The 14,952-nt window shown below is 62.1% G+C and carries 14 protein-coding genes; all 14 read left to right on the forward strand.

What is annotated here, in order from left to right; translation table 11 throughout:
• Positions 1–23 precede the first annotated feature (23 nt).
• The 14 genes from waaF to CAF90_RS21890 all read left to right on the forward strand — a co-directional run bounded on the left by waaF (position 24) and on the right by CAF90_RS21890 (position 14,949).
• Positions 24–1,058, forward strand: coding sequence for a lipopolysaccharide heptosyltransferase II (waaF, locus tag CAF90_RS21825; protein WP_039766536.1), 1,035 nt, complete (start codon positions 24–26; stop codon positions 1,056–1,058).
• 1 nt (position 1,059) lies between these two features.
• Positions 1,060–2,121: a lipopolysaccharide heptosyltransferase I gene (gene waaC / locus CAF90_RS21830; RefSeq protein WP_085608460.1), complete on the forward strand. Its 1,062-nt coding sequence runs from the start codon at positions 1,060–1,062 to the stop codon at positions 2,119–2,121.
• Complete coding sequence (locus tag CAF90_RS21835; RefSeq protein WP_007952285.1) at positions 2,121–3,242, forward strand: glycosyltransferase family 4 protein; 1,122 nt, start codon at positions 2,121–2,123, stop codon at positions 3,240–3,242. The genes waaC and CAF90_RS21835 overlap by 1 nt, the downstream gene beginning before the upstream one ends.
• Positions 3,243–4,049 (forward strand): lipopolysaccharide core heptose(I) kinase RfaP, encoded by an 807-nt coding sequence (rfaP, locus tag CAF90_RS21840; protein ID WP_085608461.1) that lies wholly within the window; start codon positions 3,243–3,245, stop codon positions 4,047–4,049. It begins immediately after the preceding gene.
• Entirely contained in the window at positions 4,049–4,783 is a 735-nt protein-coding gene (locus CAF90_RS21845) for a lipopolysaccharide kinase InaA family protein (protein WP_007952281.1), read from the forward strand. Before rfaP ends, CAF90_RS21845 begins: the two co-directional genes overlap by 1 nt.
• The gene (locus CAF90_RS21850; protein WP_007952279.1) at positions 4,780–5,532 is read left to right on the forward strand and encodes a lipopolysaccharide kinase InaA family protein; all 753 of its coding nucleotides are present in this window, start codon (positions 4,780–4,782) and stop codon (positions 5,530–5,532) included. The genes CAF90_RS21845 and CAF90_RS21850 overlap by 4 nt, the downstream gene beginning before the upstream one ends.
• A complete protein-coding gene (locus tag CAF90_RS21855; RefSeq protein WP_085608462.1) occupies positions 5,532–6,983 on the forward strand; it encodes a lipopolysaccharide kinase InaA family protein in 1,452 nt (483 codons plus the stop codon). Before CAF90_RS21850 ends, CAF90_RS21855 begins: the two co-directional genes overlap by 1 nt.
• Before the next feature lie 159 nt (positions 6,984–7,142).
• The gene (locus CAF90_RS21860; protein WP_085608463.1) at positions 7,143–7,478 is read left to right on the forward strand and encodes a YceK/YidQ family lipoprotein; all 336 of its coding nucleotides are present in this window, start codon (positions 7,143–7,145) and stop codon (positions 7,476–7,478) included.
• A gap of 172 nt (positions 7,479–7,650) precedes the next feature.
• Positions 7,651–9,408, forward strand: coding sequence for a carbamoyltransferase (locus CAF90_RS21865; protein WP_085608464.1), 1,758 nt, complete (start codon positions 7,651–7,653; stop codon positions 9,406–9,408).
• Complete coding sequence (locus CAF90_RS21870; protein WP_085608465.1) at positions 9,392–10,522, forward strand: glycosyltransferase; 1,131 nt, start codon at positions 9,392–9,394, stop codon at positions 10,520–10,522. The genes CAF90_RS21865 and CAF90_RS21870 overlap by 17 nt, the downstream gene beginning before the upstream one ends.
• Positions 10,522–11,418 carry an antimicrobial resistance protein Mig-14 gene (locus tag CAF90_RS21875; RefSeq protein WP_007952259.1) on the forward strand — a complete coding sequence of 299 codons (897 nt, stop codon included), beginning with the start codon at positions 10,522–10,524 and terminating at the stop codon, positions 11,416–11,418. The genes CAF90_RS21870 and CAF90_RS21875 overlap by 1 nt, the downstream gene beginning before the upstream one ends.
• Before the next feature lie 8 nt (positions 11,419–11,426).
• Positions 11,427–12,863 carry a PIG-L family deacetylase gene (locus CAF90_RS21880; RefSeq protein ID WP_085608466.1) on the forward strand — a complete coding sequence of 479 codons (1,437 nt, stop codon included), beginning with the start codon at positions 11,427–11,429 and terminating at the stop codon, positions 12,861–12,863.
• Positions 12,860–14,014 (forward strand): glycosyltransferase, encoded by a 1,155-nt coding sequence (locus CAF90_RS21885; protein ID WP_085608467.1) that lies wholly within the window; start codon positions 12,860–12,862, stop codon positions 14,012–14,014. Before CAF90_RS21880 ends, CAF90_RS21885 begins: the two co-directional genes overlap by 4 nt.
• Before the next feature lie 14 nt (positions 14,015–14,028).
• Positions 14,029–14,949: a glycosyltransferase gene (locus CAF90_RS21890; RefSeq protein ID WP_218191707.1), complete on the forward strand. Its 921-nt coding sequence runs from the start codon at positions 14,029–14,031 to the stop codon at positions 14,947–14,949.
• The last annotated feature ends 3 nt before the right edge of the window (positions 14,950–14,952 follow it).

Consider the following 14,952-nt stretch of genomic DNA (forward strand, 5'->3'; position numbering starts at 1 on the left):
CCCGGTTCGTTTATGGAAACCACATGAATATTCTGATCGTTGGGCCCAGTTGGGTCGGTGACATGGTGATGGCGCAGACACTGTTTCAGTGTCTCAAGCAGCGCCACCCGCAGTGCGAAATCGACGTGCTGGCCCCCGAGTGGAGCCGGCCGATCCTCGAACGCATGCCCGAAGTGCGCAAGGCCTTGAGCTTCCCGCTCGGCCACGGCGCGCTGGAGCTGGCGACCCGTCGGCGGATCGGCAAATCCCTGGCCGGCCAGTACGACCAGGCGATCCTGCTGCCGAACTCGCTGAAGTCGGCGCTGGTGCCGTTCTTCGCCGGCATCCCGAAACGCACCGGCTGGCGCGGCGAATTCCGCTACGGCCTGCTCAATGACGTGCGCACGCTGGATAAAGAACGTTATCCACTGATGATCGAGCGTTTCATGGCGTTGGCCTACGAGCCGAACGCCGAGCTGCCGAAACCTTATCCGCGCCCGAGTCTGCAAATCGATCCGGTGACCCGCGAGGCCGCATTGGCCAAGTTCGGTCTGACCCTCGACCGTCCGGTGCTGGTGTTGTGCCCCGGCGCCGAATTCGGTGAAGCCAAACGCTGGCCGTCCGAGCATTACGCCAAGGTCGCCGAGGCGCGTATCCGCGAAGGCTGGCAGGTCTGGCTGTTCGGCTCGAAGAACGATCACGCGGTCGGCGAAGACATTCGCGCGCGGCTGATTCCGGGCCTGCGTGAAGAGTCCGTGAACCTCAGCGGCGGCACCTCGCTGGCCGAGGCCATCGACCTGATGTCCTGCGCCGATTCGGTGGTCTCCAACGATTCCGGCCTGATGCACGTGGCCGCTGCGCTGAATCGCCCGTTGGTGGCGGTCTACGGTTCGACCTCGCCGGGTTTCACCCCGCCGCTGGCCGAGCATGTGGAAATCGTCCGTCTGGGCCTCGATTGCAGCCCTTGCTTCGACCGCACTTGCCGTTTCGGCCATTACAACTGTCTGCGCCAGCTGATGCCGGACGCGGTCAACGATGCCTTGCAGCGTTTGCAGGGCTCTGTGGTCGAGGTTCATTAACTTGCGGGTATTGCTGATCAAGACTTCATCGCTGGGCGACGTGATTCACGCGTTGCCGGCGCTGACCGACGCCGCCCGGGCGATTCCCGGGATCAAGTTCGACTGGGTGGTGGAAGAAGGTTTCGCCGAGATTCCGACCTGGCACCCGGCCGTAGGCAAAGTGATTCCGGTGGCGATCCGCCGCTGGCGCAAAAACATCTGGAAAACCATCACCAGCGGCGAATGGAAGCGCTTCAAGCAATCCGTTCGGGCGAATAAATATGATCTGGTGATCGACGCTCAGGGCCTGCTGAAAAGCGCCTGGCTGACCCGCTACGTCAAAGCCCCGCTGGCCGGTCTCGACAAGGGCTCGGCCCGCGAGCCGATCGCCGCGCGCTTTTATGACCGCAAACTGGCGGTGGCCCGAGGTCAGCATGCTGTCGAGCGTGTGCGCCAATTGTTCGCTATCGCCTTGGGTTATGACTTGCCCAAAGGCCTGGGCGATTACGGCCTCAACGTCGAGCGTCTGGTCGAACTGCCGCGCAAAAATGCCTACGTGGTGTTCCTCCACGGCACCACCTGGGACACCAAGCACTGGCCGGAAGCCTACTGGCGCGAGCTGACCGAGCGGGTCGGCTACCTCGGCGTCGGGATCAAGCTGCCGTGGGGCAGCCCGCTGGAGAAGGCCCGGGCCGAGCGCATCGCCGCCGGTTTCAAACACGCCGAAGTGCTGCCGAAGCTGAACCTGGCCGGGGTCGGCAAGGTGCTGGCCGGCGCCCAGGCCTGCGTCGCGGTGGACACCGGTCTCGGCCATCTGGCTGCGGCACTGGATGTGCCGACGATTTCCCTGTTCGGCCCGACCAATCCGGGCCTGACCGGCGCCTACGGCAAGCTGCAGATTCACCTCGGCAGCGATTTCCCGTGCGCGCCGTGCCTGCAAAAGAAATGTACGTATCAACCGACCGCGCAGGATGCCCGTCAGTTTGACCTGAAACGCGAGTGGCCCCTGTGCTTCACGCGTCTGAATCCCGAGCGTGTTGCCAGCCGACTGAGCACGTTGTTGATGGCTGAGGAGCTGCGCTGATGCAATTGGCTTTTGTCCTGTACAAATATTTCCCGTTCGGTGGCTTGCAGCGCGATTTCATGCGCATCGCCCTCGAATGCCAGAAGCGCGGGCACCAGATCCGCGTCTACACCCTGATCTGGGAAGGCGACGTGCCGCCCGGTTTCGAAGTGCTGGTGGCGCCGGTCAAGGCGTTCTTCAATCATCGGCGCAATGAAAAGCTCAGCGCGTGGATGGAAGCGGACCTGGCCAAGCGCCCGGTGGATCGCCTGATCGGCTTCAACAAGATGCCGGGGCTGGACGTCTACTACGCCGCCGACGGCTGCTTCGAAGACAAGGCGCAGAACCTGCGCAACTCGCTGTATCGCCGCTGGGGCCGCTACCGCCACTTCGCCGAATACGAGCGTGCAGTGTTCGCCAAAGACGCGAAGACCGAAGTGCTGATGATTTCCGAAGTGCAGCAGCCGCTGTTCATCAAGCATTACGACACACCGCTGGAACGCTTCCACCTGCTGCCGCCGGGCATTGCCCAGGACCGTCGCCGCCCTGCGGATGCCGACGAGATTCGCGCTGGTTTCCGCGCCGAATTCAATCTGAAGGACGACGAACTGCTGCTGGTGCAGATCGGTTCCGGGTTCAAGACCAAGGGCGTCGATCGCAGCCTGAAAGCGCTGGCCGCATTGCCCGCCGAGCTGAAGAAACGCACCCGGCTGTTTGTAATCGGCCAGGATGACCCCAAATTGTTCCAGATGCAGAGTGCGACGCTGGGCCTGGGCGACAACGTGACGTTCCTCAAGGGGCGCAGCGATATCCCGCGTTTCCTGCTCGGCGCCGATCTGTTGATCCACCCGGCGTACAACGAAAACACCGGTACGGTGCTGCTTGAAGCGCTGGTCGCCGGGTTGCCGGTGCTGGTCAGCGCGGTCTGCGGTTACGCCCATTACATCGCCGAGGCCGACGCCGGGCGAGTGCTGGACGAACCGTTCGATCAGGCGCAACTGACGCAATACCTGACTGACATGTTGAACGACGACGCTGCACGGGCGGCCTGGAGCCGCAACGGTCTGGCCTTCGCCGAGACGGCCGACCTCTACAGCATGCCGCAGCACGCGGCCGATGTGATTCTGGCGGAGCACGCATAAATGAAGTTGATGCTGGCTGAACCGTTCAAGAGCCTGTGGGCTGGCCGCGATGCATTCGTGGAAGTCGAGGGCTTGCAGGGCGAGGTGTACCGCGAGCTGGAAGCCCGCCGGACGTTGCGCACGGAAGTCGACGGCAATGGCTTTTTCGTCAAGATTCACCGGGGCATCGGTTGGGGCGAGATCTTCAAGAACCTGCTGACAGCCAAGCTGCCGGTGCTCGGTGCGGGCCAGGAGTGGAAAGCCATCCAGCGTTTGCAGGAAGTCGGCGTGCCGACCATGACCGCCGTCGCTTACGGCGAGAAGGGCAGCAACCCGGCGGATCAGCATTCGTTCATCGTTACCGAAGAGCTGGCGCCGACCATCAGTCTCGAAGACTTCAGCATCGACTGGGTCAAGCAACCGCCGCAGCCGAAACTCAAGCGGGCGCTGATCGCCGAGGTCGCGCGCATGACCGGCATGATGCACCGCGCCGGGGTCAATCACCGCGACTGCTACATCTGCCACTTCCTGCTGCACACCGACAAACCGGTCACGCCAGAAGATTTCAAACTCTCGGTGATCGACCTGCACCGCGCCCAGACCCGCCCGGCGATCACTCAGCGCTGGCGCAACAAGGATCTGGCGGCGCTGTACTTTTCCGCACTGGACATCGGCCTGACCCGCCGCGACAAGCTGCGCTTCCTTAAAGGTTACTTCCAGCAACCGCTGCGCCAGATCCTGGCTGAAGAAGCGCCGTTGCTGAGCTGGCTCGAAGGCAAGGCAAACAAGCTCTACGCGCGCAAGCAACGGTACGGGGATGCGCTCTGATGGCGGGTTGGAATCTGGAGCCTGAGTACAGTGAACTTGCGCAGTATTTCGGTAGCCTCGAAGCGGTATTTGCCCTTCAGGGCGAGCGCCTGACTCGCGATCCATTGTCCGAAGTCATTCGCGTGCAACTCAACGGCGTCAACTATTACGTCAAGCGCTACACCGGTGCCGGCAAGGGCCTGCGGCGTTATCTGGGCAAGCCCCGGGTGAAGATGGAATGGCAGAACCTCAAACGCTTCGCCAAGTGGGGCATTCCCACCGCCGAAGTGGTGGCGTGGGGGCTGGAGCGCAACGGCATGGCCTACGATCGCGGGGCGATGATCACCCGTGAACTGCCGCGCACCGAAGACTTGTCGGCGCTGGCCGAGCGCAACGATCCCAAGCTCAAGGATCGTGCCTGGGTCGACGGCGTCAGTCGGCAGCTGGCTGCTTATACGCGTGTCATGCACGACCACCGCTTCACCCATAACGATCTGAAGTGGCGCAATTTGCTGATCGACGATCAGGCGCAGCTGTTTCTGATCGACTGCCCGAACGGCGATTTCTGGCGCGGTTTCTGGCTCAAGTATCGGATCACCAAGGATCTGGCCTGCCTCGACAAGGTGGCCAAGTATCACCTGTCGAACACCCAGCGCCTGCGCTTTTACCTGCAATACCGTGGACGTGATCGGCTGAATGCCGCCGACAAGCAACGTATTCGCCACGTGGTGAGATTTTTCGAGGGACGCGAATGACTGATTTTCTGGCCGCTGAAGACCGTGCGCTGCTGGAGCGCCACGGTCTCGGCACGTTCGATGCGCTGTGGTCCAAGCAGCTCGACGCCGTGGATGAGCCCAACACCGATGGCGGCGGCTGGAGCAGCGTGTTTCGTCTGGATCTGGAAGGGCATGGCTATTACCTCAAGCGCCAGTGCAATTACCTGACCCGCACCCTGCACGCGCCCTTCGGCGAGCCGACGTTCGCCCGGGAATTTCGCAACATCAGTCGTTACAACAAGCTCGGCATTCCGGCGTTGCAGGCGGCGTTCTTCGGTGAGCGCAAGGTCAACGGCGAAGTCCGTGCGATCCTGCTGACCCGGGCGCTGGACGGCTGGGACGATCTCGATTCGCTGTTGCAGCGCTGGTCGGACCTCGATGCCGCGCAGCAATCGGCGATTCTCAAGTCCTGCGGCCTGCTGGCGCGCCATCTTCACGGCATGCGCCAGGTGCACGGCTGCTTCTATCCAAAACACATTTTCCTGCGTGCCGAGGGCGACGGCTATCAGGCCCAGTTGATCGACCTGGAGAAGACTCGGCCGTTGCTGTTCGGTATGCGTGACCGGGTCAAGGATCTGGAGCCGCTGCTGCGCCGTGCGCCGGAGTGGAGCGAAGCGCAATTGCGTGAGCTGCTGGCGGCGTATCTCGATCAATCGACGGACAGTTCGCTGGTCGATAGCTGGGTCACGCGGCTGACCGCGCGGCGCAGTCGCAAGGAGACCCGCTGATGCAGCTGTCCGACCTGAAAAATGCCGGGCGTACGCCGAGTCTGCCTCTGACGGTTTCGCTGGCCGATGCGGCGGGCGCTGCCGATTTGCAGTTGCTCAGCCTGTTGCGGGTGTTGCCGGGGCAGCGTTATGTCGGTGCCGGTGTGTGGCGCGGGCGTCCGGTGCTGGCCAAATTGCTGGTCGGCAGCAAGGCAGCGCGGCATTTTCAGCGTGAACTGGAGGGCGTGAAACTGCTCGCCGCCCAGGGCATGACCACGCCGTTGCTGCTGGCCGATGGCTTGAAGGACGGCGAGGGTGGCTGGCTGCTGTTCGAGTTCCTCGAAGGCGCCGAAAGCCTGGGCGATGCCTGGAACAAGGTCGAATCCTTGCCGGTGCTGGCTGACGAACAGTCGGCGGTGCTGGCCGAAGCGCTTGGCGCCATCGGTCAATTGCACGGCAAAGGCCTGTGGCAGGAAGACCTGCACCTGGACAACCTGCTGCGCCACGGTGGTCAGCTGTATCTGATCGATGGCGCCGGCATCTGTGCAGAAAATGCCGGCCAGCCGTTGTCCCGGCACAAAGTGCTGGAAAACCTCGGGGTGTTCTTCGCCCAGTTGCCCAAATCGCTCGAGCCGTTCACCGAAGAATTGCTGGTGTATTACCTGCTGAGCAACAGCGAACACGCGCTGCCGCTGGAAGCCCTGCAAAAGCAGATCGACAAGGTGCGCGCCTGGCGCTTGAAGGATTACCTGATCAAGGTCGGTCGTGAATGCACGCTGTTCAGCGTCAAGCGCGGCGCGTTCGGTCTGCGGTCGATCCGCCGCGAGGAAGAGCCCGCGATGCTGCCGGTGCTGGAACAGGCCGATGCCTTGCTCGATCAGGGCCATTTGTACAAGACCGGCGGCGCGGCCAGTGTCGGCAAGGTCGAGGTTGCCGGGCGTCCTCTGGTGATCAAGCGTTACAACATCAAGAATTTTGCCCATTGGCTGAAGCGCTTCTGGCGTCCAAGCCGCGCCTGGCATTCCTGGCGCGAAGGCAATCGCCTGGCGTTCCTCGGCATTGCCACGCCCAAACCTCTGGCGGTGCTGGAAACCCGGTTTTTCTGGCTGCGCAGCAAGGCCTATCTGATCACCGAACACTTGGCGGGGCCGGACATCATCGAGCGCTTTGCGCCATATGTTGAAAGCGGTGAAGCGCCTGAAAGCGAATTGCAGGCACTGGATCAGCTGTTTGCACGGTTGATCGCCGAACGCATCAGCCATGGCGACTTCAAAGGCCATAACCTGTTCTGGCAAGAAGACCGCTGGGCCTTGATCGATCTGGACTCGATGTGCCAGCACGGCTCGGTGGGCAGCTTCGCCCCGGCCTATGCCCGGGATCGCGCGCGGTTCATGCGCAACTGGCCTGAGAGCAGTGCGCTGTATCAGGTGATTGATCAGCGTTTGCCCAAGGATGTAGTGGGCGCTGCGTGATTATTTTCGCCAGCGCGTAAGACGTTTCTGCAGTTGAATCGGGGTGAGGGTTGTGGCGACAAATCCTTGTGACTTGTCCTACGGCCTTCCCGGAACCCATGAACTGCCCCCCGCAAAACCCCGATGCTAGTTTGCCCCGACGTTCCCGGAGGGCAAACCTTGAGCATCAAAAACGCTATCACGATCGGCGCATTTTCCCTGGCACTGTCCGGCTGCGGCACCGCCGTCACGGTGTTGCAGGACGATGAAGACGCCACGCGCGGCCTGCGTAAACAGAAGACCTACTGTCAGTCGATTCCGCGCATCTACAGCGGGCTCGCCCACGATTTCTGCCTGCTGCACGCGCCGCCCGATCCTACTGGCATTCTGGTGCCGGTCGTCCTGCTCGACCTGACCCTGTCCGGCGTCTTCGACACGGCGCTCCTGCCGTACACGATCTATCGCCAGGCAGTGGACGGGAATATCAGTGTTTATTGGCGACCAGGCCGTGGATAGGCCCATGGACAAGGGTTCTGTGGGTTGAACGACATGGGGCAATTCGCACAGGGTCATTCCCGCCACGTTTACGCTATAATCCCGCCCTTTAGCTGTCTCTCGCCCGGTGCGAGGGCACATCATTTTTCAAGGCGCATCGCGCCTGAATGCAGACTAAAGAGGCTAGACCCCTGTGGCATTGACGATTCTTGGCCTGTCCGGCGCCCTTAGCCATGATCCTTCAGCAGCCTTGTACATCGACGGCAAGCTGGTCGCGGCGGCTGAGGAAGAGCGCTTCGTACGCGATAAACATGCAAAGAACCGCATGCCCTACGAATCGGCGAAGTTCTGCCTGGAGCAGGCAGGCATCAAGCCGTCCGACGTTGACGTGGTCGCGATTCCGTTCGCCCCGATCAGCATTTTCGGCAAGGCTCGCTGGCAGTACGCCAAGCGTTACTGGTACGCCCCGGACCGCGCACTCGACGCGATCCTGATGGGCAACCGTCGCTACAAGCGCTATCGCAACAAGATCGTCTGGTGCCTGGAGCAACTGGGCTTCGATCCGAAGAAAATCAAGATCGAGCCGGTTGAACACCACCTGGCCCACGCTTCCAGCGCCTACCACTGCTCGGGTTTCAAAGAGAAAACCGCGATCCTCGGCATCGACGGCAAGGGTGAGTACGCCACGACCTTCTTCGGTTACGGCGAAAACGGCAAGATCCACAAGATCAAGGAATTCTTCGATCCGGACTCCCTCGGCGGCCTGTACGGCGCGATCACCGAGTTCCTCGGTTTCGACATGCTGGACGGCGAGTTCAAGGTCATGGGCATGGCGCCGTACGGCGACGCCAGCAAATACGATTTCTCGCGTCTGGCCTCGTTCGAGAACGGCGAACTGGTGATCAACACCGACTACGCCAACGTGATCGGCCTGCGTCGCTATAAAGAGAAGGGCAAGGGTTACTACTTCTCGCCGAAGCTGATCGAGTGGCTGGGTCCGAAGCGCGAAGGCGATATCGCCGACGAGCCGTACATCCACTACGCCGCCAGCATTCAGGCGCTGTTCGAAAAAATCGCGCTGCAGATGATCGACTACTACCTGGGCGATGTGCTCAAGGAAACCGGCAAGCTGGCCTACGCCGGTGGCTGTGCGTTGAACGTCAAGCTCAACCAGAAAATCATTGCCCGCGACGACGTCAAGGAGCTGTTCGTACAGCCTGCTTCCGGCGACGCCGGTACGGCGGTTGGCGCAGCGGCCTATGTGTCCAACGCCCGTGGCGTGCCGGTCGAGAAGATGGAACACGTCTACCTCGGCCCGTCGTACAGCAACGAAGACGTGATCGCCGCGTGCGCCCGTCACGAGAACAAGCCGACCTGGCGCAAGCTCGACAACATGCCGGAGCAGATCGCCAGGATCATGGTCGATGGCAACCCGGTGGCCTGGTTCCAGGGCCGCATGGAGTTCGGTCCGCGTGCACTGGGCGGTCGTTCGATCATCGGCTGCCCGAGCGTGGCTGGCGTGGCTGACCGGATCAACCACCAGATCAAGTTCCGCGAGCGCTGGAGGCCTTTCTGCCCGTCGATGCTCGACACCGTTGCGCCACAGATGATCAAGATCGATCACCCGGCGCCGTTCATGACCTTCACCTTCGAAGTGGCGGAAGAGTGGAAGACCCGCGTGCCGGAAGTCGTCCATGAAGACGGTACGTCCCGGGCCCAGGTGCTCAAGCGCGAATACAACCCGCGCTACTACGACATGATGAAGGCGCTGGAAGTGCTGACCGGCAACGGCGTGTCCCTGAACACCTCGCTCAACCGCCGTGGTGAGCCGATGATCTGCTCGCCGACCGATGCCCTGAACATGTTCTTCGGCTCGGATCTGCAGTACCTGATCATGGAAGACATCCTGGTGGTCAAAGAAGGCGCAAACGCTTATGACACGCTCGGCTGAACGCCATGTGCTGCAGTTCTGTCACGGCTATGACGGGCCGTTCCTCGACTGCGCGCGGCAGTACGCCAGCCTGTTCGCGGGCACCGGTTATCGGGTCACCACGGTCTTTCTGACCGGGGCTGCCGATAGCGAGGTGGCCGCGGCCTGCGCCTCCGATGAAGTGTTGTTCATGGAATACAGCTCCAAGGCCATTCGTGGCCTGAAGCTGGGCGCCATCGGCGATCTGCGCAAGATCGCCGCTTCACGCAATTTCAGTTTCTGCATCGCCCATCGCTTCAAGCCGATCTACATCGCCTTGCTCGGCACTTCGCTGCCGGTGATTGGCGTGCACCACGCGTTCGGCGATTACAAACGTGGTTCGCGCAAACTCTTTGCGCAGATTTTCCGCAAGCGTCTGAGCCTGCTAGGCGTGTCCGATGCGGTGCGCGACGACATGCGTCGTTGCCTGCCGAAATGGCCCGCGGCGCGCATCCAGACCCTTTACAACCGCATCGATGTCTCGGCGTTGCAGATGAGTCAGGTGTCCGCCCGTGAAGCCCGCGAGACCCTCGGTCTGTCGGCGGATGCGTTCATTGTCGGCAACGTCGGTCGCCTGCACCCGGACAAGGATCAGGCCACGCTGCTGCACGGTTTTGCCGCGGCATTGCCCGGTTTGCCGGCCAACAGCCAACTGGTGATTCTCGGCAAGGGTCGTCTCGAGGATGAACTCAAGGCGCAGGCCCGCGAGCTGGGCGTCGGTGATCGCGTGCTGTTCCTCGGCCAGGTGCCGGACGCGCGCAATTACTTCCGCGCGTTCGATGTGTTTGCCTTGAGCTCCGACCACGAACCGTTTGGCATGGTGCTGCTGGAGGCCATGGCCGCCGGCGTGCCGTTGCTGGCCACGGCGTGTGGCGGGGCGAAGGAAGTGGTCGAAGGCGTGGGCATTCTGTTCCCGCTGGGCGATGCCGAGCATCTGGCCCAGGGCCTGAAACATCTGGCCGGTATGGACGAGCAGCAGCGTCGCCAATGCGCGGAGATGATGTTCGAACGCCTGCGCGAGCGCTTCTCCGACCGCGCCGTACGCGACACCTTCTGGCATTTGCCGCAAGTTACCGATCTGGCACCGAGGGGCTGATGCTCAACCGATTTCAAGGCTGGCGCGAACGTGGCTGGTCGCCCGTTGACGCCTCAACTTATGCACAGGCCTGGCAACGTTTCGGCGGCAGCGTCGCGACTCATCCCATGGTCGTTGAGCGTCTGGCGAATCTGGCCGGCATCCCGGTGCGCTATCTGGCCTGGGAACAGCAGGGCGAAATCAAAGCCGCGATCCCGACCTGGGGCCGCGACCTGGCCTTGTCCAAGGACGTGCTCAAGCGCAACGGCAAGAAAGGCCTGTTCGACCTCGGCAACGCCGAGCTGATCCTGCCGGCCGCCGCCGATGCCCAGGCCCCGCTGCGCCATCGCGGGCGCTACCTGTCGGCGCTCAACGAAAACCGCTTCAGCGGCCTCAAGTTGCAGACCGAACAACTGGCCATGGCCCGCACTCCCGAAGAGCTGTCGAAGAAGTTTCGCTACAACCAGCGCCGCGAACTGCGCCTGCTGGAAGAGGCGGGCGGGGTGGTGCGGCCGGTCAGCGATTTTTCCAGTGCCGAACTGGCAGCCATTTATTGCGACCTGTTCCAGCGCCGCTGGGGGTTCCCGGCCACCGGCGCAGCACGCATGGCCGAAGTCATCGAGCTGTTGCGCGAGCTGTTGATCGGCTCGGTGATCTTCCTCAACGACGCACCGATCGCCATTCAACTGGTGTATCGCGTCGAAGCGCCTGAGTGGATCAGCGTCGAGTACATCAACGGTGGTGTCGATCCTGAAACCCGTGAATTCAGCCCCGGCAGCGTCCTGAGTTTCCTCAATACGCAATCTGCCTGGGAGCACGCTCGGGCACTGGACAAGCCGCTGCGCTTTTCCTTCGGTCGCGCCGACCGTGAATACAAGGATCGCTGGTGCAATCCTGTGCCGGTCTTCACCGTATGAGTCAGCCCATGAGCCGCAAACAGCAACTGCTCAAGCGTCACCGGCGCAATAAACGCATCGGCCTGTTGATCGCACTGATCGTATTGATCGCCCTCGGCGTGCTGGTGGCCTGGTGGTTGCCGCTGGTGCTGGCGGTGATTGGCTGGATCGCTCACGAAGCGTGGTTCGCCGATCACCTGTTCTACTCGCCGAAAGACGATTACCAATACAGCTTTCCGCCGTTCACACCGCAGCCAAAAGTGCATTTGAACGGTGAGCAACTGCGCCTCGACGAGGGCGTGATGCTGGTGGACGACGCCACGCTGATCCTCGCCGTGAAGGTCAAAAGCAGCTTTCTGGGACGCTTCTTCGATCCTCGGGTCGAGTTGGCCGGTGGCACCCATCCCGATGCGCAGACGTTCGAACGCGGCGTTAACGGTCTGCGTTATCTGAACCTCAGCGGTCAGGCGCAGGCCTTGTCACAAGGCCAGTTGCGTCTGCGCGGGCGCTTTTGCCGGGTGTCCGGCGAGCCGGTGCTGCGGGCGCTGGAACAACCGGACTACCGCCAGCAGCGGGTGATGGTGATCGCGCCGCACGCCGACGATGCCGAACTGGCCGCCTACGGTCTCTACAGCCAGGCCAAAGAAGCCTGGATCGTGACCCTGACCGCCGGCGAGATCGAAGCCGAACATTATCAACAGATGGGCCTGAACAAGGTCGAGGCTGCACGGCTCAAGGGGCGCTTGCGTGCCTGGGACAGTCTTGCCGTGCCGCGCTGGGCCGGCGTGCCGCAGGAGCACTGCGTGCAGCTCGGTTATTTCTGCCTGCAACTGGCGGCGATGCAGGCTGCGCCAAATCAACCGATTGGCTCGCGGGAAGCCGATCTGAACGACACGCGGATGTTTCGTCAGCTGAATCCGTTTGCCTTGCCCGGCGATGCCGACGGCGCGCCGACCTGGAACAACCTGCTGGCCGACCTGCGTGACGTACTGGCCCGCGCGCGCCCGGATGTGATCGTGTTGCCGCACCCGACGCTGGATCCGCATCCCGACCATATCTGCGCCCAGGAAGCGGTGCTGGAAGCCTTGCGCGGTCTCGATTACCAACCGACCCTGCTCGGTTACGCCAATCACTTGCACGACAATGACCGCTGGCCGATGGGCGACAGTGGGCAGGGCATTGCCTTGCCGCCGGCGTTCGAAGCAGGCGTGGCGATGCAGCCGCTGTGCCTGCCGCTGTCGATCGAATTGCAACGGGACAAGGCCATGGCGCTGGGCATGATGCATGACCTGCAGCCACCGGCCCCGTTCAAGCGTCGCCTGCGCCGGCTGTTTCAGCGACTGCTGGCCGGTCGGATGCCGTCGGTCTACGGCGAGAACGAATTTTTCAGAAAAGCGGTCAGGCGCCAGGAGCTGTTCTGGCTACTCAAACAGGGCGAAACGGGCGTCAACCGGGGAGATTTATGAGTCAACGGTCAAAGGTGTTGCAGCTGCAGCCCGACTACAACGTCAAATCCCATGATTTCGCCGACCTCGCCGAGCAAATCGTCAAGGCGCTGCCGACCGATCGTTACGAAGTGACCGCCGCTTTCCTGCGCGGCAAGCCAGGGCCGGGCGAAGCCGTCAGCCGGGCCGACCGTTCGGTGTATTTCGAGTTTTCCGACAAGTCCCTGAAGGGCATGCGCCTGCGGGCGATGTGGCAGCTGTACAAGTTCTGCCGCCGGGAAAAGTTCGATGTGGTGATCTGCAACCGCTTCAAACCGGTGAACATGATGCTGACGCTCAACCGCTGGTTGAAAGTACCGCTGTGCATCGGCATTTCCCACGGTTTCGGCGAGTACGACCGCTTCTACCGTCGTCGCCAGACTCAGCGCCTGATCGATCGGCACTGGCGCTTTGTCGGCGTGTCGCCGGCGGTCAAACAGTATTTGCTGGATTGCGATTGCGGTTTCACTGACCAGAACACGTACGCAATCACCAACGCCATCGACATCGAGCAGGCCGAAGGTTTGCAGCACAGTCGCGAACGCGCTCGCGAGTTGCTGGGCATCGACCCGAAGGTGCGGCTGATCGGGGCGCTGGGGCGACTGGTATCGGTCAAGGGCCACACTTACCTGTTGCAGGCTTTCGCCCAACTCAAAGACAAATACCCGAACACCCAGCTGGCAATCATCGGTGCCGGGCGCCTGCAGGCGCCGCTGGCCGCCGAGATCGAACAGTTGGGCCTGAGCGGCCGGGCGCACCTGCTGGGCTTCAAGGAAAACGCCCTGCAATACGTACGCGCGTTCGATATCTGGACCATGCCGTCGCTGGCCGAAGGCCTGGGCCTGGCCTTGCTGGAAGGCATGAGCGGGCATCTGCCGGTGATCGCCTCGAACGTGCCGGCCATGCTGCCGCTGATCGAAGGTGCCGGTGGCTTGTCGATCACGCCCAGGGACGTACCGAGCCTGGTTGCGGCGCTGGACACCTACCTCGCGCTGTCGGATGACGAGCTCAAGGCCAAGGGCGAGCAGGCCTATCGTTATTTGCAGGAGCAGCACGACATCGAGGTCTTCCGCCAGGAATACCTGAACCTGATCGACTCCGGCCTGGAGCAGGCCCGCAAGGAACAGCCGTGAGCGAAGAAAGAGCCATGAGCGAAGAAAGAGCCATCAGCGAGTCCGCAGCCGTGAGCGGTGAGCAACCTCTCGTCACCGTCATCATCGCCTCCTATAACCATGGCCCTTACATCGAGGAAAGCATCCTCAGCGTCATCAATCAGAGTTACCAGAACATCGAGCTGCTGGTGGTCGACGACGGCTCGAAGGACGACAGCGTCGAGCGCATCCAGGCCTTGCAGGAAAAGCACGGTTTCGATTTCCGGGTGCAGCAGAACCAGGGCCTGACCAATACGCTCAACGGCGCGATCGCGCGGGCCAACGGCAGCCTGATCGTGCCGTTCGGCTCCGACGACATCATGTACCCCGACCGGATCGCCACTCAGGTCGCTTACATGGACGGCAAACCGGAAGTGGGCATCTGCGCCGGCAACATCGAGCTGATGGACGCCGACGGCAATCTCTACCCGGAAAAGCGTCAGCGCCGGGACGTGCCGTTCCGTCGCGCGGATTTCGATGACATGTTCCTGGAACGCAAGCCGTATCCGCCGGCACCGACCCTGATGATCCGTCGTGAGGCTCTGGACAAGGTGGGCGGGTTCGACCCGACGATTCGTCTTGAGGATCTGTACATCGAGCTGAAAATCACCCGCGCCGGGTACTTCATCGATGGCCTGAACGTGGTGATGGCGCGCTACCGCAAGCACGCCACCAACTCCTACAAGAATCACCGTTTCATGATCGAGAACATCCTGCGCACCTACGCGCTGTTCAGCGATCATCCGCTGTACGACGAAGTCCGGTACAAGTCGCTCAACTCGATGTTCCTGAAAACCGCCAACCGTGACCGCAAACTGGCGCGGGAGCTGCTGGCGCAAATCCCGTTCAAGGCCTGGAACAAGAAGACCTGGCGCGGATTGGGCCGGTTGCTGTTTTCACCGTTGGAAAAAGACTGAGCC

Origin of the sequence: Pseudomonas sp. B37(2017) (assembly GCF_002112885.1) — a bacterium.
Taxonomy (GTDB): Bacteria; Pseudomonadota; Gammaproteobacteria; order Pseudomonadales; family Pseudomonadaceae; genus Aquipseudomonas; species Aquipseudomonas paraglycinae.